Origin of the sequence: Streptomyces sp. NPDC001980, from assembly GCF_040296885.1 — a bacterium.
GTDB lineage: Bacteria > Actinomycetota > Actinomycetes > Streptomycetales > Streptomycetaceae > Streptomyces.
This window is the reverse complement of record NZ_JBEOYD010000058.1, coordinates 18,062-41,569: the sequence shown is the minus strand read 5'-3', so window position 1 is coordinate 41,569 and position 23,508 is coordinate 18,062. Positions and strand designations below refer to the sequence as shown.

The 23,508-nt window shown below is 71.5% G+C and carries 15 protein-coding genes; 12 read left to right on the top strand and 3 right to left on the bottom strand.

What is annotated here, in order from left to right; genetic code table 11:
- Window positions 1-1,908 (bottom strand): FHA domain-containing protein, encoded by a 1,908-nt coding sequence (locus tag ABT137_RS46135; protein ID WP_351718950.1) that lies wholly within the window; start codon window positions 1,906-1,908, stop codon window positions 1-3.
- Window positions 1,909-2,347: 439 nt separating this feature from the next.
- Entirely contained in the window at window positions 2,348-3,370 is a 1,023-nt protein-coding gene (locus tag ABT137_RS46130) for a LacI family DNA-binding transcriptional regulator (protein ID WP_351718947.1), read from the bottom strand.
- 168 nt (window positions 3,371-3,538) lie between these two features.
- Between ABT137_RS46130 and ABT137_RS46125 the strand changes: the two genes are divergently transcribed.
- The 9 genes from ABT137_RS46125 (at window position 3,539) to ABT137_RS46085 (ending at window position 16,998) form a co-directional block, all read left to right on the top strand.
- On the top strand, window positions 3,539-4,810 hold the full coding sequence (locus tag ABT137_RS46125; protein ID WP_351718944.1) for an ABC transporter substrate-binding protein: 1,272 nt from the start codon (window positions 3,539-3,541) through the stop codon (window positions 4,808-4,810).
- 63 nt (window positions 4,811-4,873) lie between these two features.
- Complete coding sequence (locus ABT137_RS46120) at window positions 4,874-5,779, top strand: carbohydrate ABC transporter permease (RefSeq protein ID WP_351718942.1); 906 nt, start codon at window positions 4,874-4,876, stop codon at window positions 5,777-5,779.
- A gap of 41 nt (window positions 5,780-5,820) precedes the next feature.
- Complete coding sequence (locus tag ABT137_RS46115; RefSeq protein ID WP_351718939.1) at window positions 5,821-6,684, top strand: carbohydrate ABC transporter permease; 864 nt, start codon at window positions 5,821-5,823, stop codon at window positions 6,682-6,684.
- Window positions 6,685-6,686: 2 nt separating this feature from the next.
- Window positions 6,687-9,335, top strand: a complete 2,649-nt coding sequence (locus ABT137_RS46110; RefSeq protein ID WP_351718976.1) for a hypothetical protein — start codon at window positions 6,687-6,689, stop codon at window positions 9,333-9,335.
- Window positions 9,336-9,394: 59 nt separating this feature from the next.
- Complete coding sequence (locus ABT137_RS46105; protein WP_351718936.1) at window positions 9,395-11,110, top strand: class I mannose-6-phosphate isomerase; 1,716 nt, start codon at window positions 9,395-9,397, stop codon at window positions 11,108-11,110.
- Window positions 11,107-12,075: an ROK family protein gene (locus ABT137_RS46100; protein WP_351718933.1), complete on the top strand. Its 969-nt coding sequence runs from the start codon at window positions 11,107-11,109 to the stop codon at window positions 12,073-12,075. Before ABT137_RS46105 ends, ABT137_RS46100 begins: the two co-directional genes overlap by 4 nt.
- A 29-nt stretch (window positions 12,076-12,104) precedes the next feature.
- Window positions 12,105-14,978 (top strand): glycosyl hydrolase family 95 catalytic domain-containing protein, encoded by a 2,874-nt coding sequence (locus ABT137_RS46095; protein ID WP_351718931.1) that lies wholly within the window; start codon window positions 12,105-12,107, stop codon window positions 14,976-14,978.
- Window positions 14,979-15,252: 274 nt separating this feature from the next.
- Window positions 15,253-16,149 carry an RNA polymerase sigma-70 factor gene (locus tag ABT137_RS46090; RefSeq protein WP_351718928.1) on the top strand — a complete coding sequence of 299 codons (897 nt, stop codon included), beginning with the start codon at window positions 15,253-15,255 and terminating at the stop codon, window positions 16,147-16,149.
- A 102-nt stretch (window positions 16,150-16,251) separates the two neighbouring features.
- A complete protein-coding gene (locus ABT137_RS46085; protein ID WP_351718926.1) occupies window positions 16,252-16,998 on the top strand; it encodes an SDR family oxidoreductase in 747 nt (248 codons plus the stop codon).
- Between the two features lie 66 nt (window positions 16,999-17,064).
- On the opposite strand, the gene ABT137_RS46080 is transcribed toward ABT137_RS46085, so the two are convergent.
- On the bottom strand, window positions 17,065-17,406 hold the full coding sequence (locus ABT137_RS46080; protein ID WP_351718923.1) for a hypothetical protein: 342 nt from the start codon (window positions 17,404-17,406) through the stop codon (window positions 17,065-17,067).
- A 336-nt stretch (window positions 17,407-17,742) separates the two neighbouring features.
- Here ABT137_RS46080 and ABT137_RS46075 point away from each other — a divergent pair, with 336 nt between their 5' ends.
- The 3 genes from ABT137_RS46075 to ABT137_RS46065 all read left to right on the top strand — a co-directional run bounded on the left by ABT137_RS46075 (window position 17,743) and on the right by ABT137_RS46065 (window position 23,404).
- Complete coding sequence (locus ABT137_RS46075; RefSeq protein WP_351718920.1) at window positions 17,743-18,429, top strand: alpha/beta fold hydrolase; 687 nt, start codon at window positions 17,743-17,745, stop codon at window positions 18,427-18,429.
- A 158-nt stretch (window positions 18,430-18,587) separates the two neighbouring features.
- Window positions 18,588-21,371, top strand: a complete 2,784-nt coding sequence (locus ABT137_RS46070) for an ATP-binding protein (RefSeq protein ID WP_351718917.1) — start codon at window positions 18,588-18,590, stop codon at window positions 21,369-21,371.
- Window positions 21,372-21,613: 242 nt separating this feature from the next.
- Window positions 21,614-23,404, top strand: coding sequence for a CocE/NonD family hydrolase (locus ABT137_RS46065; protein WP_351718914.1), 1,791 nt, complete (start codon window positions 21,614-21,616; stop codon window positions 23,402-23,404).
- Window positions 23,405-23,508: the final 104 nt, after the last annotated feature.

Sequence of the window (23,508 nt, the reverse complement as noted above, 5' to 3'; positions counted from 1 at the left end):
CTAGGCCTGGGCGGCCGGTTCCAGTGCCTCCACGGCCGCGGCGGCCGCGGACGAGTCCTGGCCGTAGAAGATGTCGATGTCGACCTCCTCGCCGCCCATCGTCAGCGTGTCCCAGGCACCGCTGAGGACCAGCATGCGCAGGGTGGCGGGCTGCAGGGTGCGCAGGCGTTCCAGGATCGCCTCGTCGTCCGGCATGCCGGGCAGCCGGGGAGCCAGACGGTCGCGGATGGCCTGCATGCGCTCCAGCAGCGTCTTGGTGTCGGCCTCGCGGTCGGGCTCCTCGGGGATCCCGTCGATGCCGTGGCCGATGATGTCCTTGATCGCCCAGGTGACGCCCCGGTCGTCGGTGGTGACCATCGCCTTCCAGGCCCGGCTCTTGTGCCGGTACTGGAGCATCGACATCGCCGCCTCGTGCCGGAGGAAGTCCGCGTCCCGGAACGACCTGCCGTTCCACGCCCCGTTGAGGGAACGGGCCAGCGAGATGGCGGAGGCGAGGCCGCTGTTGAGGCCGCGGCCCGGCCAGAAGTGGATCGCGTTGGCGGCATCGCCGAGCAGGAAACCGTACGTGCCCGGGGAGGTGGTCGTGGGAGGCAGCAACTCGGCGGAGAAACGCGGGCGTTGCACCATGTCCAGGCGGAAGCTGGTGACCGCCGACAGGTCGTCGGCCTCCACGCCGAACAGCAGCAGCCCCTCCTGCACCCGCCGCCACAGGGCCGAGCCCTTGACCAGGGCGGGCAGGAACAGCGTGCCGTGCGTCGAGCACTGGAAGTCGCCGTACTCGTCGCGGTCCATCAGGCACGGCCGGGAGGCGATGCACTCCTCGAAGACGCGCCGCACCGGGTCCAGGCCGATCACCTCGGCCGCCTCGGCGTCGGTCAGCCGCATGTTGAGGAAGCCCTCACCGCGCAGCGAGTTGAGCAGGAAGCGGTTCTGGGCGACGGTGAGCAGGACCGCCATGGGGTCGGTCAGGCCGGACTTCACGCGCAGGCCGAGGACGACGTCCTGGAGGTGGCGGCCGTCGAGGGAGTAGATCGACTCGTCGGCCTTGCCGAACCGGGCGGCGAAGTGCTCGCGGGTGCGCGACCGGCCGCCGTCACAGATCGCGAGCACGTGCTGGGAGGCGAGCGCCTCCTGCTGCTCCGCCGGGTCGAACCGGGCGGGTATGAGGCGTATCCGGTCCCGCTTCTCGTTGGCCAGCTCCAGCAGCCGGTCCTCGATGTAGGCGATGCGCATGTTGCGCGGGCTGTGGTCGCCGACCGAGTCGGGGCCGGAGGGCCACATCTCCGTGTAGTGGTCCGGGTCGAAGAGGCGGGCCTGTACCTCCTCGGGCCACGCGAGGTACTGGCGGCTCTGCACGGTCACCACCTGCTGGCGCCGTACGTTGCCCTCGTCCTGGCCCTTCCAGACGACGGTACGGCCCTGCTTGCGCCACCTGCCCTCGTAGACGGTGATCTTCACCTGGGGCCCGAGGAAGTGCTCGAGGAGCAGGGCCAGGGACAGCCCGACGGGACCGCCGCCGACGACGGTGACCTGCAGTACGGGCCCCTGATCGCTCTTCTGGCCGGCGTGGGTGACGGACCGGGGCAGGGAGAGCGCCATCAGCGTCTCCATGGCGTCCGCCACCTCGAAGCGGAACTCCTGGTCGCCCAGGGTGATCTCGTCACCGGGCTGCAGCAGCCGGGACTCCACCTCCGCCCCGTTGACCAGCGTGCCGTTGCTGCTCTCCAGGTCGTGCAGTACGTATCCCTTGTCCTCGTCGAAGACGATCTCCGCATGGAAGCGGGAGACGCTCAGGCTGGAGATGACGACGGTGTTCTCCGAGTTGCGCCCAAAGGTGACGCGGGTGTCCAGGACCGGGATGCGCTCCCCCGCCAGCAGACCTTCGAGTCCGACCAGCACCGGTGCCACGGCACTTCCTTCCAGGAGTGATTGACCTCAACATCACTGCGGCACCGCCGGACACCGCCACGCACGTCCACGCCGGGCGGCAGTCAACCGGCGGAACAGCGACACGCTTGACATGGTGCCGAACCGTGAGATCGATCAGGTGTGACGACGCCACGGTTCTGCCGGCGGCGTCCGGCTTTCCTCACCAAATCGCCCCCATCCGGGAGCATATACTTGCGCAGCCAAGTAGTTCCAGTGGGCACCACGCTGCGATCTCGTCTCGGCGCAGCGGGAGTTCGCCGTTTTCGGCCAGTGATCCCAGCCGGCGTGTGCGGGGAGCCTCGCCCGGCGCCATGGGCCGGGCGGGTTGTCACCATATCGTTCTCCGACTCGTGTCGGATAACGTTATCGCAGCGCCGATGCCTCGCCAAGAGCCCGGGCGGGGCACCGTGCCCCGGGCTCAGGCGGGGATCTCTCCGGAGCCCCGGACCTTCAGGGTGACCGGGACGATCACCGACTGCACCGGGCGGCCGGGGTCGGCCATGCGGGCGCGGAGCAGTTCCACGGCCGTCCGGCCGATCTCGGCGGTCTGCTGGGCGACGACGGTGAGGGCCGGCTGCAGGAGGTCGGCCAGCGGCACCTCGTCGAAGCCGACCAGGGCCAGACGGGCGGCGGCCTGCGGGCCGAGCTGCCGCAGGACCGTGAGCGTGGTGTCCATGTTGCCGGTGACCAGGGCGGTCGCCGGCTCCGGGCCGCGCAGCGCGGTGTCCAGGGCGGCGGCCACCCGCTCTGCGGTGATCTCACCGGGGTGCACCAGCCCTTCCACGCCTTCGCCGTGGGCCCGCAGCGCGGCGCGGAAGGCGGCGGCGCGCTCCCGGCCGGAGAAGACGCGCTCGCTGTCGCCGATGTAGGCGATGCGGCGGTGTCCGTGCCGGTGCAGGTGGTGGAAGGCGATGCCGATGCCGGAGGCGTTGTCGGACATGACGCAGTCGACGGAGATCCCGCTCATCGGGCGGTCCATGGCCACCAGGGGCATGCCCGCGTCCAGTTCGGGCTGGAGGTAGGCGTGGTTCTCGCCGAACGGCTCGACGATGATGCCGTCGAGGCGTTGCCGGCACATCGAGATCAGGATGTCGCGTTCCCTGGCCTCGTCGAAGTCCGTGGAGGCGGCGAGGAGGGTGAGCCCCGAGTCGCGGGCGGTACGTTCGATGGCGGCCAGTTCGGGGTTGACCTCGGCGATCCTGCGGACCGCGGCGCCGATGGTCCCGGTGACACCGGTGCGCAGCTGCCGGGCGCGTTCGTCCGGGCGGTAGTTCAGCGCGGCGATCGCGGCCTCGACCTTGGTGACGTACTCGGGCCCCACCGTGGGGTCGTTGTTGACCACCCGTGAGACGGTGCGCAGGGCCACCCCGGCCTCGCGGGCGACGTCGACCATCGTCGGGCGCCTGGGCCGTCCCCCGTTCTCACGCCGTGCTCGCGTCATCCGGCAACTCCTCCTCGAAACATCGGACCGATATCAGACCGGCCCTTGACACATTCCCGCAACGCGCTCCTATCCTCGCGATAACGTTATCTCGAAGGATGCCGCGGCGTCGATCCTCTCCGGTCCGCCCCCGTCCATCGGGCCGCATCGTCCCTTCAGGAGACTTCCATGAGGCGCAAACGTCCGACCGTTGTCTGCCTCGCCGCAGCGCTCGCCCTCACCGGATGCGCTGCCGCGTCGACCGGAGGCGGGAAGGGCGGCAGCTCCCTGACCTACCTCACCTTCGAGACCCCGAGCCTGACCGCCACGTTCTGGGACACCTCGATCGCCGACGCCGAGAAGAAGGTGCCGGGCGTGACGGTGAAGAAGATCGTCGCGCCGAGCACGGACCGGGACGCGTACGCCAAGCAGCTCCAGGCCTCAGGACAGTTCCCGGATCTGCTCCAGTCGATCACCCCGTCGACGTTCGCGACCGCCGGGCTGCTCAGGCCGTACGACCAGAAGTGGGTGAACGCCAACTTCCTGCTGCCCCTGGGCAACGCCTACAAGGGCAAGGTCTACATCCCGCCGACCAACTCGCAGATCATCCCGGAGGTCTTCTACAACAAGAAGCTGTTCGCCAAGGCCCACATCACCGCCGCCCCGAAGACCTGGTCGCAGTTCATGGCCGTGTGCGCCAAGCTGAAGGCCGCCGGGATCACCCCGGTCGAGCTGGGCGGCGGCGATCCGTTCGCGGCGTCGATGCCGCTGGTCGGCATCCTGTCCGCCGACGTGCTGGGCAAGGACCCGAACTGGCTGAAGGAACGCTACGCGGGCAAGGTCCACTTCACCGACACCAACGTCAGGGCGGCGGTGGGCAAGTACCGGACGATGGTGAAGAACGGCTACTTCGAGGACGGCGCCCTCGGCGTCAAGTACGCCGACTCCATCACGCACTTCACCTCCGGCAAGGCCGCGATGTACATGATGGGCAGTTGGTTCCTCGGTTCGGTGCCCAAGGACCACGCCGACGACTTCGGCGCCTTCCTCACCCCGACCGAGGACGGGTCGCTCGTGGTGCCGTTCTCGGTGGGCGGCTCCATGGCGATCAGCGCCAAGACCCCCGACCCCGCCAAGGCGACCGCGTTCGCCGAGGCCTGGTCGCTGGACCCGGCCAACTACAGGGCCCTGATCGAGGGTGACGGCGCGTTCCCGATGCTGAAGAACAAGACCCTGGCCGACTACGGCGTGCACGTCACCGAGGTCTTCAAGGACTCGTACTCCTACGTCACCCGGCAGAACACGAAGGTCTCGGCGATCGGCTGGGCGACCAACGACGACTCCATGCCCTCCGGGCTGAACAACGCCTTCTACGCGGCCAGTCAGGCGCTGTTCTCGTCGGACGACGTCGACGGGCAGCTGGCCAGGCTGGACGCCGCCTGGGACTCGGCGACCAAGTAAGCCGCCTCCTCGGCACCGGGCCTGCCGGTTCCGGGGCCGCAGATCTCCTCCGAGGGAAGACCCATGACCACCCGAGCTGTGTCCACCCGAGTCCGCCGACGCCGTGGCGACCCCGCCCTGGGGTCGATCGCGTTCGTCGCGCTGGGCCTGTACGTCCTGTTCATCGTCGTTCCCGTGATCATGAGCGCCTGGAAGAGCCTCACGAACGAGAACCCGCTGCTGGCCCGGTCGGACTTCGTCGGCCTCTCCAACTACCGCGAGATGGCGCACGACAGCGCCCTGGCCGGAAGTCTCGGCTTCACCCTCCTGCTGGCCGGCGCGGCGACGCTCGTGGCCAACGCCGCCGGCATCGGGTTCGCGATGCTGCTCAACAGGACCTCGCTGAGCTTCCGGATGATGCGTACCGTGGCGTTCCTGCCGCAGGTGCTGTCCGGTGTCATCGTCGGCTACGTCTGGCGCTACATCCTGGCCCGGGACGGCATCCTCGACAACGTCCTGGTCTCCCTGGGCGTCATCGACGAGCCGATCACCTGGCTGGGCAGTCCGCACCTGGCCGCCGTGTCCGTCGGGCTCGTCGCGGCCTGGGTGCTGACCGGGTTCACCACCGTCGTCCACCTGGCCGCTCTGCAGTCGATCCCCGTGGAGCTGTACCAGGCCGCGATGGTGGACGGAGCCGGCCGGTGGCAGCGGTTCCGGCGGATCACGTTCCCGATGCTGGCCCCGGGCACCACGATCAGCGTCACCATCTCGCTGATCACGATGCTGAAGCTGTACGACATCATCGCGGTGCTCACCTCGGGCGGCCCGGCCGACTCCACCCAGTCCACCGCTCTTTACATCATCCAGCTCGCCTTCACGGACGACCGGTACGGCTACGCCTCGGCCGTCGCGATGCTCCTTCTCGTCGTCTCCGTCGTCATCGCGCTGTCCGTGACCGCTCTGCTGCGCCGCCGGGAGGTGGACCTGTGAGCACGTCGACATCGCAACGGCCCATGGCCCGGAGGGAAACAGTGACACCGCGGATCGTGCCGGCCCCGCGCGGCGACCGCCGTACCTGGGTGACGCGGGGACACCTCGTGGCGGCCGGTCTGCTCACGCTGGCCTTCGTCAGCCCGGTCTATCTCACGATCGTCAACGCCTTCAAGCCGCAGGACCAGATCATCCGCGATCCGGCGGCTCCGCCCGCTCCCCCCACCACGCACAACCTGACGGACGCTCTCGCCCGGCCCGACCGGATCGTGCAGATCGGGCTGACCAACTCCGCGGTCACCGTCGTCGCCTCGGTCCTGCTGATCATCCCGCTGGGTGCGGCCCTCAGCTTCTGGCTGTCCCGGCGCTCGGCACGCCTGCGCAGGATCGTCCTGGCGGGCTTCGCCGCCGGCCTGATGATCCCGCCCGCGGTGGTGCTGCTGCCGACCATCCGCATCCTGGCCTTCCTGCACCTGGACCACACCTGTCCGGGACTGGTCCTCGCCAACGTCGGCGGCGGCTACCTGTCGTTCGCGGTGTTCGTCTACTCCGGTTTCCTGCGGTCGGTCCCCGACGAGATCATCGAGGCCGCGACCGTGGACGGCGCCAGGAGCCTGCGGGTCTGGTGGACGATCGTCATGCCGCTGCTGCGCCCGGCCACCGCGACCGTCGCGATCTTCCTGTCGCTGTGGATCTGGAACGACTTCATGAACCCGCAGTTCATCCTCGGCCCGCTGCACGGCCAGACGATCACCACCGGAATCTATCTGTCGGTCGGTCAGTTCTCCACCGACTACGCCCAGTTGTTCGGCGTGATGCTCCTGGCGGCGGTCGTTCCCGTCGCCGGCTACCTCGCCTTGCAGAAGCAGTTCATCGCCGGACTGACCTCGGGAGCCACCAAGTGACCATGGAAACCGCCGCCGGAGCCGTGGACATCGGCAGGACCGGTGTGCCGGACCTGGAGGATGTCGCCGGGCACTGGGCCGGCGCGGACGAGATCGCGCACCTGCCCTCCCTGCGCAACCAGCAGGGGCAGGCCCATGTGAACCACGACCTGACCTCCCTGTCCTGGCTGGCCGCCCCGCCGTTCACCTTCGGCTACCACACCGGTGAGCTGCACGTGGACGGTATGGTCCCGGCCGCACAGCGCTTCCTCTGGAAGCCGTGGGGTGCGCTGCGCGAACACCGCCGCCCGGACGGGCTGTTGCTGACCACCGACACCCGGATGGCGCTGTCCCGGGATCTGCTCCTGTGGCGGATCGAGGTCAGCAACGAGAGCGACGAGGCCAGGACGGTCGAACTGGCCCAGGACCTGTTCGCGATGGCCGCCCACGCCGAGGTCGGATACGGCTGGCTGTACGACGGCCCCTGGAACCACGGCATGCACCACGACTTCATGGCGCTGGAGCGCATCCGGGCCACCACCGGCGGAGCCGAGCCGCACTACCTGCTGTCACCCGCTCGCCGGCGCCTCCGTCTCGGCAAGCCCCGCGTGCCGGGGATCCAGCGCGACGAGGACCACGGTCCGATGCTCCTGGACGACGCGCTCCCGGCACACGTCAGCCACGACAAGGAGCCGGAGCCACGGGCGGGCGTGGCCGGGGCCGTGCGCGGGCTCGGGGTGGCGGGGGCCGACGGCGGTGTGATCCTGCGGGCCGACGGGACGATCGCGCTGACCCCCGACGACGAGACGAACCTGGCCCCCTTCGTACTCTCCCCCGGCCTGACGATCGGCTTCGAGCTGCGGCTCGACGCGGCGGGCCAGTCCGGGACCGTCCTCACCCACGGCAACCACCCCGACTCCCTCCAGGTCGGCGTCGACGACGGCCGGCTGTGGCTCGGCATCACCGGAGAGCGGGAGTCCACCGGCGCCGAACTCGCCGTCGGGATCTGGCACCACGTCCACATACAGGTGGCGGCGGACGAGGTCGTGATGCGGCTCGCGGATGCGGAGGTCGCCCGTACCCGGCACTGGACCGAGTCGCGCCGCTGGGTGTCGCGGACGGAGGACGGCACGGTCTCCTTCGCGGACTCCAGGTCGGCGGCCCGTGCCGCCTACGCCTTCGCCGGTCCGCCCGGCGAGCTGCGGGCCGAGGGCGCCGGCCGACGGGCGACCTGGACCTGCCGGATCGAGCCCGGCCGGAGCGTGGTCATCGGGATCGCCTGCGCGTACGGAACCGACGCCGACACCGTCGCCGCACAGGCTCGTAGCGCGGCCGAGGACTTCGAGGCGACCATGAGTGCCGGCCGGGACGGCTGGCGACGGCTGTGGGCCGGCATGTTCACCCCGGGCAATCCCGACTTCTCCGGGCACCTGCCCACCTTCACCACCGAGGACGCCGGACTCGCGCGCACCTACTACATGGGGGCCCTGCAGGCGCTGTACATGCGCACCACCCGGATCCGGCCCGGGGAGCCGGTGTTCCTCACCGGCGGCCCCCGGCTCGGGCCGACCACCACCTACTTCTGGGACCACTGCGAGTGGAGCCGCCTGTACGCCCTGCTGGAACCGGCCGGACTGCGCCGCTGGCTGCTGCGGGTCCTGGCCGGGCCCTACCGGGACTCCTTCGGCGTGGAGAACCTCGGCGGCGGGCCGCTGGGCAACGCCTACAGCTCCACCGACTACGCCCTGTTCCGGCTCATCGAGCACTACGTCTGCATCACCGGCGACCTCGCCTTCCTCGACGAGACGACCGGCGGGGCGACCGTCCTCGCGCACGCGGAGCGGCTCGGGCTCGGGTGGCGCGAGCGGCGCAGCGCGACCACCGGGGGCGTGCTCGCCGACTTCGGTGCCGATCCGTGGCAACTGCTGGAGTGTGTGCCCACCTACACCGGTGTCGTCGCCTCCTTCAACGGCGCCTACGTCGCCTCGACGCGTTCGCTGGCCGGGCTGTACCGGTGGCTCGGCCGGCCCGAGGACGCCGAGCGGGCCGAGGCCGAGGCCGGTCGACTGGCCGACGCGCTGCTCGACCTGTACGCCGGGGCGGGCCGCTGGCGGATACTCCGCCCGGACGGGACCGACACGATCGGGCACTGCCTGGACTTCGGTCTGGTCGCGGCGGCCCTGCACCGCGAACTCCCGGACCGGGTACGGCGGGAGATGGCCGACTTCGTCACCGGCCGTCTGCTGGTGGGCGGTTGGATGCGGGCGCTGAGCCCCGACGATCCGATCGCCGCCGCCTCCGACCGTCCGGACCACGGCGCGGCCGGAGCCTTCGCCGCGTGGCCCGGCGTCACCGCCCACGGCCTGGCGCGCCTGGGTCGCCGCGACCGGGCGATCGCACTGCTGCGCGACCTCTCGTCGGCCGCCTCGGGCGGTCTGTGGGGTCAGGCCATGGAGATCGTCACCGGGCCGGACGGGCAGCACGGGGCACGGGTGGCCGAACGCGGCACCGCGACCCGCGACAACGTCGCGGGCGCCGCCGGGGCAGAGGCGGTGCTCTCGGCCCTGTTCGACATCAACCCGACGTTCGGGACCGGCCTCACCGCCGCGCTGCCCGCCACCCTGTCCGTCGAGGGCATCGGGACACTCACCCATCTCGGCCCGGTCGCCTGAGCGACCCGGCTCGCACCCCCCACAAGCCCCACAAACCCCACAGAAAGGCTGACATCGCCATGCCGGCAGTCCGTGGCTACGAAGCCGAACCCTGCCACAGCATCACCGGGGAAGTCGGTACCGGATATCGCGACGCGCTCACCGACCTCGCTCCCGGGCTGGTCCTCGCCGTGGACGGCCCGCCGGCCGTCGACTGGGAGACGGTCGCCGCCGGGATCCGTGACGCGCTGGCCGCCCGCGGCATCGCCGCGAAGCAGATCGACACGCGGGAACACTTCGCGCCCTGGCCCGACATCCTCGCCCGTACCGGATCCGCCGTGCTGGCGGACGACCCGGACTTCGCCCCGTTGTCCCGGGCGGGCCTCGCCGACTTCTTCACCGGGCTGCCCGAGCCCGGGGCCGCCGCCGACGCCGCCGACGACGCGGTCACCGTCGTGCTCGGACCGGGGGCGGCCCTGGTGCCGTACGACCGGCTCTGGTACGCGGACCTGCCCAAGCGGTACGCCGAGGCCGGGATCACCGGCGGGAGCGGCCGCAACCTGGGGCAGCCGGCCGGCACCGGTGCGGGCACGACGCGCCGGCTGTTCTACATCGACTGGCCCGTCCTGGACCGGCATCGCGACGCCCTCCTCCCCGACGTCGACCTGTGGCTGGACGTCCAGGACCCGCAGGCTCCGGCCTGGCTGGACGGCACCGGCCTGCGCGGCGCCCTCGCCGACCTGGCTCGCCGGCCCTTCCGTACCCGCCCCACCTTCAACACCACCTCCTGGGGCGGGCACTGGGCGCAGGAGCAGCTCGGTTTCAACCGGGAGGCGGCCAACACCGCGCTGGGCTACGAGCTCATCGCGCCGGAGAGCGGAATCCTCGTCGGCAGGCCGGAAGGACCGCGGGTCGAGATCCCGCTGCAGGCGCTGGTCGCGCTGCACCCGGAGGAGGTACTCGGGGAACCGGTGCACGCGATGTTCGGCACTTCGTTCCCGATCCGCTTCGACTATCTCGACACCGTCGGCGGCGGCAACCTGTCCGTGCACTGCCACCCGCAGTCCGACTACATGCGAGGGGTGTTCGGCTGGCCGTACACCCAGCACGAGACCTACTACATGATGCTCGGCGGCGCCGGCAGCCAGGTGTTCCTGGGGCTGCGCGAGGACGCCGACCTCGCGGCCTTCCGGCGGGAGGCGGACCGGGCGGTCCAGGAGGGCGTGCCGTTCGACATCGAGCGCTATGTGCAGACCTTCCCCGCCGACCGGCACCAGCTCTTCCTCATCCCGGGCGGCACCCCGCACGGCAGCGGCGCGGGCAATGTCGTCCTGGAGATCAGCGCGACGCCGTACCTGTACAGCCTTCGCTTCTACGACTGGCTGCGCAGGGACCGCGAGGGCAGGCAGCGGCCGGTCCATGTGGGCCACGCGTTCGAGAACCTGGACCCCGCCCGGTCCGGCGAGGCGGTGGCCCGGGACCTGGTCCAGCAACCGCGGACGCTGCGCTCGGGCGAGGGCTGGCGCGAGGACGTCATCGGGCGTCTTCCGGAGATGTTCTTCGAGGTGCGGCGCCTCGAACTGGCACCGGACGCCGTCGTGGACGACGACACGGACCACCGTTTCCATGTCGTCAACGTCGTGGCGGGCGACGGGATCCTGCTGGAGACGAGCGGCGGGCACCGTCGGGTGCTGGCCTACGCCGAGACCCTGACCGTGCCGGCCGCGGTCGGCGCATACCGGGTGCGGACCCTCGGGGCGGGGCCGGTGCGGTATGTCAAGGCGCTGGTGCGATGAGCTCCGGCGAAGGGCCCGTCGTGCCGGTGCTGGAGGTCGGCGGCACCCATGTGACCGCGGCGTGCGTGGACGTGGGGACCCGGGACCTGCGGGGCGGCCGGTCGTTCCGGGAAACGGTGGACGGTGACAGCAGTGCCGGGGACATCGTGTCGGCCCTGGTCCACTGTGCCGCCCGGCTGTCCGTGCGGGGCCCGGCCCGGTGGGCGGTGGCGCTGCCCGGTCCCTTCGACCACGAGCGGGGCATCGGCCGGTACGAGGGGGTCGGCAAGTTCGACGCCCTGCGGGGGTTCGACCTGCGGGCCGCTCTGACGTCCGCGCTGCCGGGTGCCTCGGGCGTGAGCTTCTGGAACGACGCGGACGCGTTCGTCCTCGGCGAGTGGTGGGCCGGGGCGGCGCGCGGACACCGCCGTGCCGTCGGGATCACCCTCGGCACCGGTGTGGGCTCCTGCTTCCTGCGCGACGGCCGCATCGTCCGGCAGGGGCCGGGGGTCCCGCCGGACGGGCGGCTCCACACCCTGCGGTACGCGGACGCCCCGCTGGAGGAGACGGTGTCCAGACGGGCCCTGCGCCGGGCCTACGCCCGGTTCAGCGGCCAACCGCCGCCGGACGTCCGGGAGATCGCGCGCCGGGCGCGGCAGGGGGACCGTGCCGCGGCCGGTGTGTTCGCCGGGGCGTTCCGGGTGCTGGGCAGCGTGCTCGGGCCGTTCGTCGCGGCCTTCGAACCGACGGTTCTCGTGGTCGGGGGTGCCGTCGCGGGGGCCTGGGATCTCGTGGCCGAACCACTGCGGGCGGGGCTCGCCGAGGCGGGCGGCCGAGCCCGCGACGGGTGCCCCGCCGTCACCCCGGCACGGCAACCTGCCCGGGCCCCGCTGCTGGGCGCGGCCTACCTGACCACCGCATACGGCCGAGCGGCCGCATCCGACCGGTCCAAAACACCCGCTCGCCAAGAGCGGGACGCCGGATGAGAAGAGATGAGAAGAAAGGTCACACCGCAGTGGCATCCTCACTTCGTTACCGGAGACGCGTCAGCACCCTGTTGGCCGCGGCGCTCGTGGCCATCGGCCTGACCGCCGTCCAGGGCGGTCCGTCCGCCGCCGCACAGACCACCGTCGGCGATCCCACTCCTGCCCAGGCGCTGCGAACCGTGGCGCAGTTCCGGGGCGTGTGGGACTCCCCGCCCACCACTCTGGCCAACGGCGAGACCGTCGACGCCCCGCTGCTGGGCAACGGCGATGTCGGCGTCGCGGTCGGCGGCTCAATCGACGATCAGACCTTCTACCTCGGCAAGAACGACTTCTTCTCCACCGCCACCAACGGCATCGAACCGCTCGGCCGGATCGTGCTGTCCGTCCCGGGCCTGGCCGGGGCCGACTATCACGTCGTACAGAACATCGCGCAGGGCCAGGTCGAGGGCACCTACACGCTCGGCGGCGAGAAGCTCTCGTCCACGAGCTGGGTCTCGGCGACCCGGGACCTGTTCGTCACCACCCTGCGGCTGTCCGGCTCGCGCCCGCAGCAGGCGACCGTCACCGTGCAGGACGGCCTCGGGAAGGCGCCGGCCACGTCGAGCAGGGACGGGGTGCTGGACGCCGACGTGCAGGCCGGCACCACCGACGCGCCGGGCAACCCCCACGCCCGTATCGCGACGAGCGTGGACGGCACCGCCGCGAACGTGTCGGGCAACCGGATCGGCCTGACCCTCGAGCCCGGCGTGACCTACACCGTCGCCGCGGCGATACAGAGCAGCCACGACACACCCCGCTACCAGTCCGTCGCCCACGCGGCGGCCGCCACGCTGACCGGCGGCTCGACGGCCAGGCTGTACGCGGCCCACGAGTCCTGGTGGCGGGAGTACTGGTCCCGGTCGTTCGTCCAGATCCCCGACCAGGCCGTGGAGAAGAGCTGGTACGGCTCGCTCTACCTGCTGGGCTCGGTCTCGCGCGCCGGGAAGTACGCCCCGGGCCTGTGGGGCAACTGGATCACCGGGGCCATGAACTGGTACGGCGACTACCACGCCAACTACAACTACGAGGCGGCGTTCTATCCGGCACTGTCGACCAACCACATCGCCCAGACGGGTTCCTACGACGACCCGATCCTGGACTGGATGCCCAAGGGCAGGGCGAAGGCCGCCGCGGCCGGTTACCAGGGCGTCCTCTACCCCGTGGGCATCTCGCCCAACGGGACCAGCGCCGCCGACGACCTGTACAACCAGAAGTCCGACGCCGTGAACTTCGCCAGCGACATGGTCATGAAGTACGAGTACACCCGCAGCGCCTCCTACGCACGCAAGGTCCTTCCCTACCTCGAACAGGTCGGGCTGTTCTGGCAGCACTACCTGACCTGGGACGCGGCCACGGGCACGTACACCATCGAGAACGACGCGCCGCAGGAGGGCGGTGTCTACCCGCAGACCAACAGCATCCTCTCGCTCGGTCTTGTGCACCTGCTCTTCCAGGGCCTGATCGACATGAGCAAGGACCTGCACGTCAACGACTCGCTCGTGCCCACCTGGCAGCACATCGACGAGAACCTCGCGCCGCTGCCCACGATGACGAGAAACGGCCGGACCGTCTTCCGGCAGACCTCCGAGGGCTCCGGCTGGGTCAGCGACGGCAACGACGTCGCCATCCAGGCCGTCTACCCCGGCCTCCAGATCGGGCTGAACGACTCAGCCGACCTGCTCCACACCGCGCAGAACACCGTGGCACAGCTGAACAACTGGCACAGCGACAACTCCCCGGCCACCCTGTACGCGGCCGCGGCGATGGTCGGCTACAACCCCAGCACGCTGATGGAGGAACTGCACTCCGAGGCCACCGCCCACTCGTACCCGAACATGGCGGTGCACCACTACGGCGGCGGCGTCGAGAACCTCAACGTCACCACCTCGGGGCTCGACGAGATGCTCCTGCAGTCCTACCAGCACGACATCAAGGTCTTCCCGAACTGGCCCGCGAACTCCAACGCCAAGTTCGGCGGCCTGCTCGCCTACGACAACTTCCTGGTCTCCAGCAGCATCCGGGACAACGCCGTGGAATACGTCCGGATCACCAGCCGGTCCGGCAGGAACCTCACCTTCACCAACCCCTGGCCCGGCAAGACCATGGAGTACTACGCCGACGGCGTCCACAAGGGCACCCTCTCGGGCACGACGATCAAGCTGCACACCGAGGTCGGCGAGACCATCGACCTCGCCCCGGCCGGCACCAGCCGGGCCACCGTCCAGCACGAGCTGTCCCAGCCGGCCGAGGCCGGGACGACCGGTTCACTCACCACCGGCTTCGAGACCGGACAGGCCCAGCCGACCTGGACCGACACCGTCGACAACGTCGACACCAACGGCGACGGCAACTACAACATCACCGGCCTGTGCTGTGGCCTCACGGGTCCCCAGGCAGCCGTGCGCACCGGCGAGCAGGCCCACACGGGCGACGCCGCGCTGATGTACTCGGGCTATGCCAACGGCGGTTCGTACGACCACGCCTACCTGCAGGTCTACGGCTTCAACGGCGCGCCGCTCACCGTCCGCGGCGACACCGCGCTCAGCTACTGGATCTTCCCGCAGTCCGACGCCACCACCCCGTGGGTGGACGCCGGTTCCGACAACAGCACCTGTGTCGCCGTCGACCTGGTCTTCACCGACGGCAGCGACCTGCGGGACTCCGGCGCCACCGACCAGTCCGGCCACGGGATCCATCCGGCCCAGCAGTGCGGTCACCTCGCGCCGGACACCTGGAACCACGTGACCGTGGACCTCGGCAAGGTCAAGGCAGGGCATGCGGTCAGCAAGGTGCTCCTCGGCTTCGACCACTCGGGGGCCACGGGCGGCTACCGCGGCTACGTCGACGACGTGAGCATCGGCTGACGCCGAGGGGCCCTGAACCGGAACGCGGCGCGGGCCGGGCGGTGGCCGCCCGGCCCGCGTTTCGTGCTGGTCGCTGATCAGCCGGCGTGGCCGTCGGAGCGCTTGCGATGCAGGCTGAAGGTCTCGAAGACCGACAGGTCGCCGTTCGGCTTGTTCACGTTGTAGTACGTGCCCTGCCCTTGGCCTCCGGAGGGCCGCCGACACCCCGGCCCGCCGTGCGCCGGCCGGGGCCGGACCGGCTTGTAGCATGCTGGTCCGACCCTGGAGGACATGGATGCGCGCCGGTGACCACGCCGACTCCCTGGACCGGGCGACGAAGGAGTTCGTCGCGGCGCGTCCGCAGCTCTTCGGTATCGCCTACCGCGTGATCGGCAGCGCCGTGGAGGCCGAGGACATCGTCCAGGAGGCGTGGGTGCGATGGCAGGGCACCGACCGTGCCGGTGTCCACGAGCCGGCCGCCTTCCTGGCGACGGTGACCACCCGGCTGGCGATCAACTTCACGCAGTCGGCCCGGGTGCGCCGGGAGTCGTACGTCGGGCCCTGGCTGCCCGAGCCCGTGAACACGGACGCGGATCCGCAGCTGGGCGCCGAGCGCGCGGAGGCGCTCGACATGGCGGTGCTGTTCCTGCTGGAGAAGCTGAACCCGGTGGAGCGGGCCGCATACGTGCTGCGGGAGGCGTTCGACTACACGTACCGGCGGATCGCGGACATCGTGGAGACCAGCGAGGCCAATGCCCGCCAGCTGGTGAGCCGGGCCCGCAAGCGGCTGGCGGCGGAGCGCCGGGAGCCGGTCGGTTCCGCCGAGCACCGGCGCTTCCTCGAGGTGTTCCTCGTCGCCGCGCAGAACGGCGATCTGTCGGTGCTGGAGGAGGTCCTCACCGAGGACGTGGTCAGCTACTCCGACGGGGGCGGCGTGCGCGGGGCGTCGAAGATCCCGGTCTCCGGGCTGCCGCACGTCTCCCGGTACCTCGTCGCCTTCGCCCCGCGGTTCTGGCCGCAGGCCCAGGTGCGCTGGGTCGAGGCCAACGGCAGGCCGGCCGTGCTGGTCTCCGCCTCGGGAACCGCGGTGGCCCTGCTGTCCGCCGACGTGTCGGAGCGCGGTATCGAACGCCTCCTGTGGGTGATGAACCCGGCCAAGCTGGCTCCCTACGTGGCGTCGCTGGACGGGTGACGCACCCGTTCCCCCGGTTTCCCGGAGCGCGTGTCACACGCGAGGGGGCTGTCCGGTCTCTTCTGATGGAAGCACCAGAAAGATCCCGAGAGGAATTCCGTCATGAAGGTCGTAGTGATCGGTGGCACCGGGCTCATCGGCTCCAAGCTGGTCCGCGGGCTCGGCGAGCAGGGGCACGAGGCGGTCGCCGCCGCGCCGAGCACGGGCGTCGACACCCTCACCGGCGAGGGCCTGGCCGAGGCCCTGGAGGGCGCCTCGGTCGTGGTCGACGTGTCCAACTCGCCCTCGTTCGAGGACCAGGCCGTCATGGACTTCTTCCGTGCCTCCACGGCCAACCTCCTCAAGGCGGAGGCCGAGGCCGGCGTGCGGCACCATGTGGCGCTGTCCGTGGTGGGCACCGACCGGCTCCAGGGCAGCGGTTACTTCCGGGCCAAGCAGGCCCAGGAGGAGCTGATCGAGGCGTCCGGCATCCCCTACTCCATCGTCCACGCGACCCAGTTCTTCGAGTTCGCGAAGGGGCTCGCCGACGGGGTCACCGAGGGCGACACCGTGCGGCTGCCGGCCGGCCGGATCCAGCCCATGGTCTCCGACGACGTGGCCGCGGCCGTGGCCCGCGCCACGGTCGGCGCCCCGGTGAACGGCGTGGTGGAGGCCGGCGGCCCGGAGAGCTTCGAGCTGGAGGAGTTCATCCGGATGGGGCTCGCTGCCCAGGACGACACCCGCAAGATCGTCACGGACCCGCAGGCGACGTACTGGGGTGCCGAACTCCAGGAGGACACACTCCTGCCGGGCCCGGGTGCGGAGCTCGGCGAGGTCAGGTTCGCCGACTGGCTCGCCGGGCAGAAGTAGGGCCGGCTTCGATGGGGTCCGGCGCGAGCGCCGGGCCCCATCTCCGTGTTCCGTCGGTCCGTCGGGCTATGACGCGCCGACCAGCACCATGGTGACGCACAGTGCCATCGCCGCGGTGACCAGGAGCATCGCGGTCAGCGTGCCGCGCAGCCACCGTCCGAAGCGGGCGTGGTGCCGTTGTTCCACCGCGCTGACGCTGGCGGCGATGTGCTCGGTCACCATGTGGGCCACGTAGGTCTGTTCCTGGAGATACCAGCGCTCGATGTCGGTCTTCTGCTCCTGGGTCAGCCCCGGCTCCCGTGCGACGAAGGCCGAGACGCGTCGGCGTGCCGCTCGTAGATGGGCCTGGTGGTACAGGAAGTCCTGGATGTCGGTCAGGCCGCGGGCGGCCTCCTCGCTCGTGTCCATGGTGTGCTCCACAGGTGAGGCGGCGGCTGTCCGGCCGGTCGCTGTGGTGCTCGGGCGCGGTGTACGCGCTTCAACGCCGGGAGGGAGAGCAGCGCGCACGAACGTATCGAGCCGGGACTGGTCGGGGCCGGCGGTCTCGCGAACGCCGTGGTGAGAGCAGGAGCAAGCGGTGTGAATGTCCAGCGTGGCAACTTCCGCACGCGGTCGCAAGGGTGTCGGCACCGTCCGGATGCGGCGTGTTCTGCGGACTACGTCAGTTGACGGAATCGATCACAACGGCCCACGCCTAGTTTTCCTCGTGCGGCCGCGACGGTCGGCCGCGCCGAAGGAGAGGCCATGAGTACGGAACCGAGGAACGTCGTTCTCGTCCACGGAGGCTTCGTGGACGGGTCCGGGTGGCAGGGGGTGTACGACGCCCTCAAGGGGGACGGCTACCACGTCACCATCGTCCAGAACCCGACGCTGTCCCTGGAGGGGGACGTCGCCGCGACGCGGAAGGTCCTCGACGCCCAGGACGGTCCGGTCGTCCTGGTGGGGCACTCCTACGGCGGTGCCGTGATCTCCGAAGCGGGCAACCACCCGAAGGTCGCGGCGCTCGTGTACATCGCCGCGTTCGCGCCCGACAAGGGCGAGTCGGTGAGCTCGCTCATCGCCGACCCGCCGCCCGGCGCCCCGGTGCCGCCCATCCTGCCGCCGCAGGACGGTTTCCTGTTCCTGGACCGTGCGAAGTTCGCGGACGCCTTCGCCGGTGACGTGCCGGCCGAACTGGCGGCGTTCATGGCCGACTCGCAGGTGCCGTGGGGTGTCGACGCACTCGGCGGCGCCGTGGCGGAGCCCGCCTGGCGGGTGAAGCCGAGCTGGTACCTGGTCGCCACCGACGACAGGATGATCCCGCCGCCGGCCCAGCGGGCGATGTCGGAGCGGGCGGGCTCGCAGGTCGTGGAGGTCCACGGCAGCCACGCGGTGTACGTGTCGCAGCCGGCCGAGGTGGCCGCACTGATCAGGCGGGCCGCGCAGGGCTGACCCCGCGTCCTCGGACGAACGGCCGGGATCCGGGCGACGCCCGCGGTCCCGGCCGTCCCAGTCCCGGCCGCCGCGTGCCTGGTCGCCGCGTGCCTGGTCGCGGCATGCGCGGCGGCGTCGTCCCGGCGTAGGGTACGGGCGTCGGTAAGGAGACGTGCATGGACGGTGCCGGTCTTCCGCCGGCGGGGTCGGCGGGGCGGCTGGTCGGGCGCGAGTACGACCTCGGTGTGATCCGGGGCTTCGTCGACGAGGCCCGGGGCTCGGGCGGCGCGCTGCTGCTGTCCGGGGACGCGGGTGTCGGCAAGACGGTGCTGCTGGACGCCGCGGCCGCGTACGCCCGGGACGTGGGCATGCGGGTCGTCCGTGCGGCCGGTGTGGAGTTCGAGAGCACCGTGAGTTTCGCGGGACTGCATCAGGTCCTGCATCCGCTGCTGACCGGGCTGGAGCGGCTGGCCGAGCCGTATCGCGGTGCGCTGAGTGTCGCGCTGGGGCTGGCCGAGGGGGCGCCGTCCGACCAGCTGCTGGTGTCGAACGCGGCGCTGACGCTGCTCGTCCAGGCCGCCGGGGAGTGCCCGCTGCTGGTGGTCGTGGACGACCTGCCGTGGCTGGACCGGGCCAGTGCCGTGGTGCTGGGCATCGTCGCCCGCCGTCTGAACGGCAGCCGGGTCGGCTTCCTCGGCGCGCACCGGGCGGAGGAAGGGACCTTCTTCGAACGCGGCGGGGTGCCCGACCACCACGTACGGCCGCTCGACGCGACCGCGGCGGCGGTGCTGATCCAGGACCGTTTCCCGGCGCTGGCGCCGCGCGTGCGGGAGCGGCTGCTGGACGAGGCGCAGGGCAACCCACTGGCCCTGCTGGAGCTGCCCATCGCCCTGAGCGACACGCGGCACCCCGCGTCCCCGGTCCCGGAGGTGCTGCCGTTGAGCCGCCGGCTGCAGGCGGTGTTCGCGTCCCGGGTGACGGCGCTGCCCGCCCCGACCCGGTCGCTTCTCCTGTACGCGGCCCTGGACGGCACCGGTGAACTGGGAGTTCTGGCGGCGGCCGGGGCCGATCCGACGGGGGTGCGGGACCTGGCCCCCGCGGAGCGGGCGGGGCTCGTGCACGTGGACGACGGCACCGGCCGGCTGGAGTTCCGCCACCCCCTCACCCGTTCGGCCGTCGTGGAACTGTCGACGAGCGGCCAGCGCCGGGACGTACACCGTGCCCTGGCCGAGTTCCGGGCCGACCGGCCCGAGCGCCGTGCCTGGCATCTCGCCCACGCCACGGTCGGGCCGAGCGAGGACGTCGCCGGACTGCTCGAACAGGTGGCGCGCGACATCGTGCGGCGGGGCGACGCGGGCGGTGCCGTCGCCGCGCTGCTGCGCGCCGCGGAGCTGAGTCCGCGCGGCTACGAGCGCAGCCGGCGGATCGCCGAGGCAGCGTATCTCGGTGCGGACCTGACCGGTGATCTGCGGGACGTGCCGAGGCTGCTTGAGGAGGCCCGCAAGGCCGACGGCGGACTTGCCGGGCCGCTGGTGGCCGCCGTCGCGGCGGCCCATCACATCCTGCTCAGCGGCGAGGGCGACCTCGCAACCGCCCACCGGCTGCTCGTGGGTGCCGTCGAGATGCAGGACCGGCCGTACGACGCGACCGACACCGCCATGCTGGAGGCGCTGCACAACCTGACCTGGGTGTGTCACGCCCGTGAGCGTGCCGAGGTGTGGGAACCGGTGCGCCGGGCGTTCGGCCTGCTGGTACCGGCGGTCCCGGACCTGCTGGCGCTGAGTCTCGACGCCATGGCCGATCCGGCCCGGGCGGGACGGCCCGCGCTCGAAAGGCTCGACGCCCTGCTGGCCTCGCTCGACCGGGAGCGGGACCCGGTCCGGGTCATCCGGACCGCCGTGACCTCCCTCTATGTCGACCGGCTGCCGGAGTGCAGGACCGCGCTGCGGCGGGTGCTCAGGGAGGGGCGGGACAGCGGCTCGGTCACCCTCGAGATCCAGGCACTGGTGTTCCTGGGCAGGGACTGTTTCGCGTCGGGTGAGTGGGACGAGCTGGAGCGGCAGGCCGACCGGGGCCGCCGGCTGGGCGAGGCCCACAGCTATCAGCTGATGTCGGCGGAGTTCCGCTACCAGCATGCGCTGGTCGCGGCCGCGCGCGGCGACGCGACCGCCGTCCGGACGCTGACGGACGAGATGGTCCTGTGGGCGCGACCGCGCGGGACGAACTTCCTGCTGTCGAGCGCCTCGCACGCGCGGGCGCTCGCCGCGCTCGGCCGGGGCCGGTTCGAGGACGCGTACCGGCACGCGTCCGCCGTCAGCCCCGCCGGGGAGCTGGCGTCGCACGTTCCGGCCGCGCTGCACGTCGTCATGGACGTGGTCGAGGCCGCGGTGCGCACAGGCCGCCTCGCGGAGGCCGCCGCCCACGTCGCCGCGATGCGGGACGCCGGGCTCGCCGCGATCTCGCCACGACTCGCCATGATCGTCAACGCGTCGGCGGCGCTCGTCGCCGACGACGCCGACGCGATCGGGCTGTTCGAGGAGGCGCTCGCCGTTCCGGGCACCGACCGCTGGCCGTTCGAGCTGGCCCGGGTGCGGCTCGCCCACGGCGAACGGCTCCGGCGGGCGAAGTCCACCACCGAGGCACGCACCCACCTCGGTGCCGCGCTCGACACGTTCGAGAGCCTCGGCGCCCGCCCCTGGGCGGCCCGGGCCGGCAACGAGCTGCGCGCCACGGGGCTGACCGTCGGGCCGGCCGGTGGCAGCGGTCTTGCATCGCTCACCCCGCAGCAGCGCGAGATCGCCCTGCTCGCGGCGGCGGGCCTCACCAACAAGCAGATCGGTGAACGGCTCTTCCTCTCTCCGCGTACCGTCTCCACCCACCTCCACCAGCTCTTTCCCAAGCTGGGCGTGGCCTCCCGCGCCGCGCTGCGCGACGCCCTGGGCGACGGCGAAGAGGCCTGACCGTCAAGGGGCTTGAGGCGCGCGCCGACGCACCTCAAGACGGAGAGGCTATCTCCACTTAGGCCCGGACGGAAGCGTCCGGAGGGCCGAACTTCTGCCCGTTCCGGGGACCTTGACAGCTCCCGGCCGCGCTTCACAGACTACCGACCATTCGGTCGATGACTCATGGCCGTGGCACCGCCCGGGGCGCTTCAGGCCGGGCGTGCGGCGCAGACGGAGATCCCCGATCCCAAGGAACCCGCATGACGAAGAGCAAGGCCCGCTCCAGGTTCAGGTCCTCTCCCGCCCTCTCGGTGCTGACCGGCGGTTCGGCCGCGCTGGTACTGGTGGCGGCGGGCCAGCCGGCGACCGCGACCGCGCAGCCCTCGGTGTGGCAGCCGCCCGCGGCCTCGTACGCGGCGAGCCGGCCCGTGCACACCACGGTGACCATGGACGACGGAGTGAAGATCGCCGTCGAGATCGTCTACCCGACGGACCCGGACACCGGGGAGCGCGCGTCCGGCACGTTCCCGGTACTGCTGTCGCAGAACCCGTACGGCACCCAGCGTTCCGACCCCGCGGACAACGGCACCTACTTCGTCCAGCGGGGCTATGTCTTCGTGGCCTCGGCGGTCCGGGGCACGGGTGACTCCGGCGGGCAGGTCGACTGGTTCGGTGACCGGCAGGGCGAGGACGGCGCCGAGCTGGTCGACTGGGCGGCCCACACCCTGCCGGGGTCCGACGGCAAGGTGGGGCTGGACGGCTGCTCCTATCTCGGGGTGAACCAGTGGTCCACGGCGGCGGCCGTGGGCAGGAACTCGGCGCTCAAGGCCATCGCACCGTTCTGCACCGACTCCGACTTCTACAACGACCTCACCGCCAACGGCGGCATCCCCACCGGCTTCGTGGCCGGCATCGCCCGGGCCGAGCCGCGCGGCCCCGAGGACGATCCGGCCACCGACCCGCAGTCCGTGACGATCGCCCAGCAGGCCGACGGCGGCTCACGCGCGTACGACGACGCCTACTGGCAGGACCGGAACGTCCAGAAGCTCATGCCGCGGATCGTGCGCAACGGCATTCCGGCACTCAGCGAGGCCGGCTGGCAGGACCTGTTCCCCGGAGGCAATCTGGGCGCCTACGTGGCCGCCCAGAACGCCTACTTCGGCCGGCCGTCGACCGCTCCGATCAGGGCGGGTGAAACCGTCACCGGCCGCTACCAGGCGATCGTCGGACCCTGGACCCACGGCGAGCACGTCGACGAGGCCGAACTGCAGGCCATTCGGCTGGAGTGGTTCGAGACCTGGCTGAAGGACGCGCCGACCGGCATGGCCGACACCTCGACGCCCCTGCACCTCTTCGAGAACGGCGCCGGTTCCTGGACCGACAGCGCCGCCTGGCCCCTGTCGCCGCAGGCGCGGACCTACTACCTCGGCGACGGCTCGCTTACCGCGGCCAGGCCGTCCGGACGAGCGGGCGACCGGCTCTCCTGGGCCGCGTCCACCTCCTCGGACGGCTCGCTGACCTACACCACCGCCCCGCTCACCGACGCGGCACTCCTCGACGGTCCGGCCGACGTCACCGTCTACGCGGCGGCGACCACGACGGAGACCGAGCTGTCGGCGACGCTGGGCATCGTCGCGCCGGACGGAACGGTGACCAAGCAGGCCGACGGCGTCCTGCTGGGCAGCCAGCGCGCCGTGGACACCGGGCAGAGCTGGTACGGCGCGAACAAGGCACTGCTCAAGCCGAGCCACCCCTTCACCCAGGCCGCGCAACGGCCCGTGACGCCCGGCAGCACGACCCGGTACGACGTCTCCCTGCTGCCCAGCCTCACGCGGATCCCGGCCGGCTACCGCATCCGGGTCGCCCTCACCAGCGGCCCGCCCGCCGACTTCCACTACCCCGTCTCCCCCACCCCACGGCAACTGGCCGACCTCGCCGCCGGCGTGTACACGGTCGAGCGCTCGGCGGACGCCGCGTCCTTCGTCAACCTGCCCCTCACGTCCCCCGGCACGGCACACCCCAGCGACAGGTCCTGGGGGCCCGCGTCCTGAACGACCGTGACACACGACTGACAAGAAGCTGTCACACGTGGACCGGAATGCGGCCTCGTCGGCCCCCGTTCTGACGGGTACGGCTGTTGCAGCGCCTCGCCCGA

What these genes read in the sequence shown, in the direction of transcription:
- ABT137_RS46085 (WP_351718926.1), top strand. Translation starts at nt 16,252, where the DNA reads ATGAAGGTCGTAGTGATCGGTGGCACCGGGCTCATCGGCTCCAAGCTG.
- ABT137_RS46130 (WP_351718947.1), bottom strand. Translation starts at nt 3,370, where the DNA reads ATGACGCGAGCACGGCGTGAGAACGGGGGACGGCCCAGGCGCCCGACG.
- ABT137_RS46120 (WP_351718942.1), top strand. Translation starts at nt 4,874, where the DNA reads ATGACCACCCGAGCTGTGTCCACCCGAGTCCGCCGACGCCGTGGCGAC.
- ABT137_RS46125 (WP_351718944.1), top strand. Translation starts at nt 3,539, where the DNA reads ATGAGGCGCAAACGTCCGACCGTTGTCTGCCTCGCCGCAGCGCTCGCC.
- ABT137_RS46110 (WP_351718976.1), top strand. Translation starts at nt 6,687, where the DNA reads ATGGAAACCGCCGCCGGAGCCGTGGACATCGGCAGGACCGGTGTGCCG.
- ABT137_RS46100 (WP_351718933.1), top strand. Translation starts at nt 11,107, where the DNA reads ATGAGCTCCGGCGAAGGGCCCGTCGTGCCGGTGCTGGAGGTCGGCGGC.
- ABT137_RS46080 (WP_351718923.1), bottom strand. Translation starts at nt 17,406, where the DNA reads ATGGACACGAGCGAGGAGGCCGCCCGCGGCCTGACCGACATCCAGGAC.
- ABT137_RS46075 (WP_351718920.1), top strand. Translation starts at nt 17,743, where the DNA reads ATGAGTACGGAACCGAGGAACGTCGTTCTCGTCCACGGAGGCTTCGTG.
- ABT137_RS46090 (WP_351718928.1), top strand. Translation starts at nt 15,253, where the DNA reads ATGCGCGCCGGTGACCACGCCGACTCCCTGGACCGGGCGACGAAGGAG.
- ABT137_RS46105 (WP_351718936.1), top strand. Translation starts at nt 9,395, where the DNA reads ATGCCGGCAGTCCGTGGCTACGAAGCCGAACCCTGCCACAGCATCACC.
- ABT137_RS46065 (WP_351718914.1), top strand. Translation starts at nt 21,614, where the DNA reads ATGACGAAGAGCAAGGCCCGCTCCAGGTTCAGGTCCTCTCCCGCCCTC.
- ABT137_RS46070 (WP_351718917.1), top strand. Translation starts at nt 18,588, where the DNA reads ATGGACGGTGCCGGTCTTCCGCCGGCGGGGTCGGCGGGGCGGCTGGTC.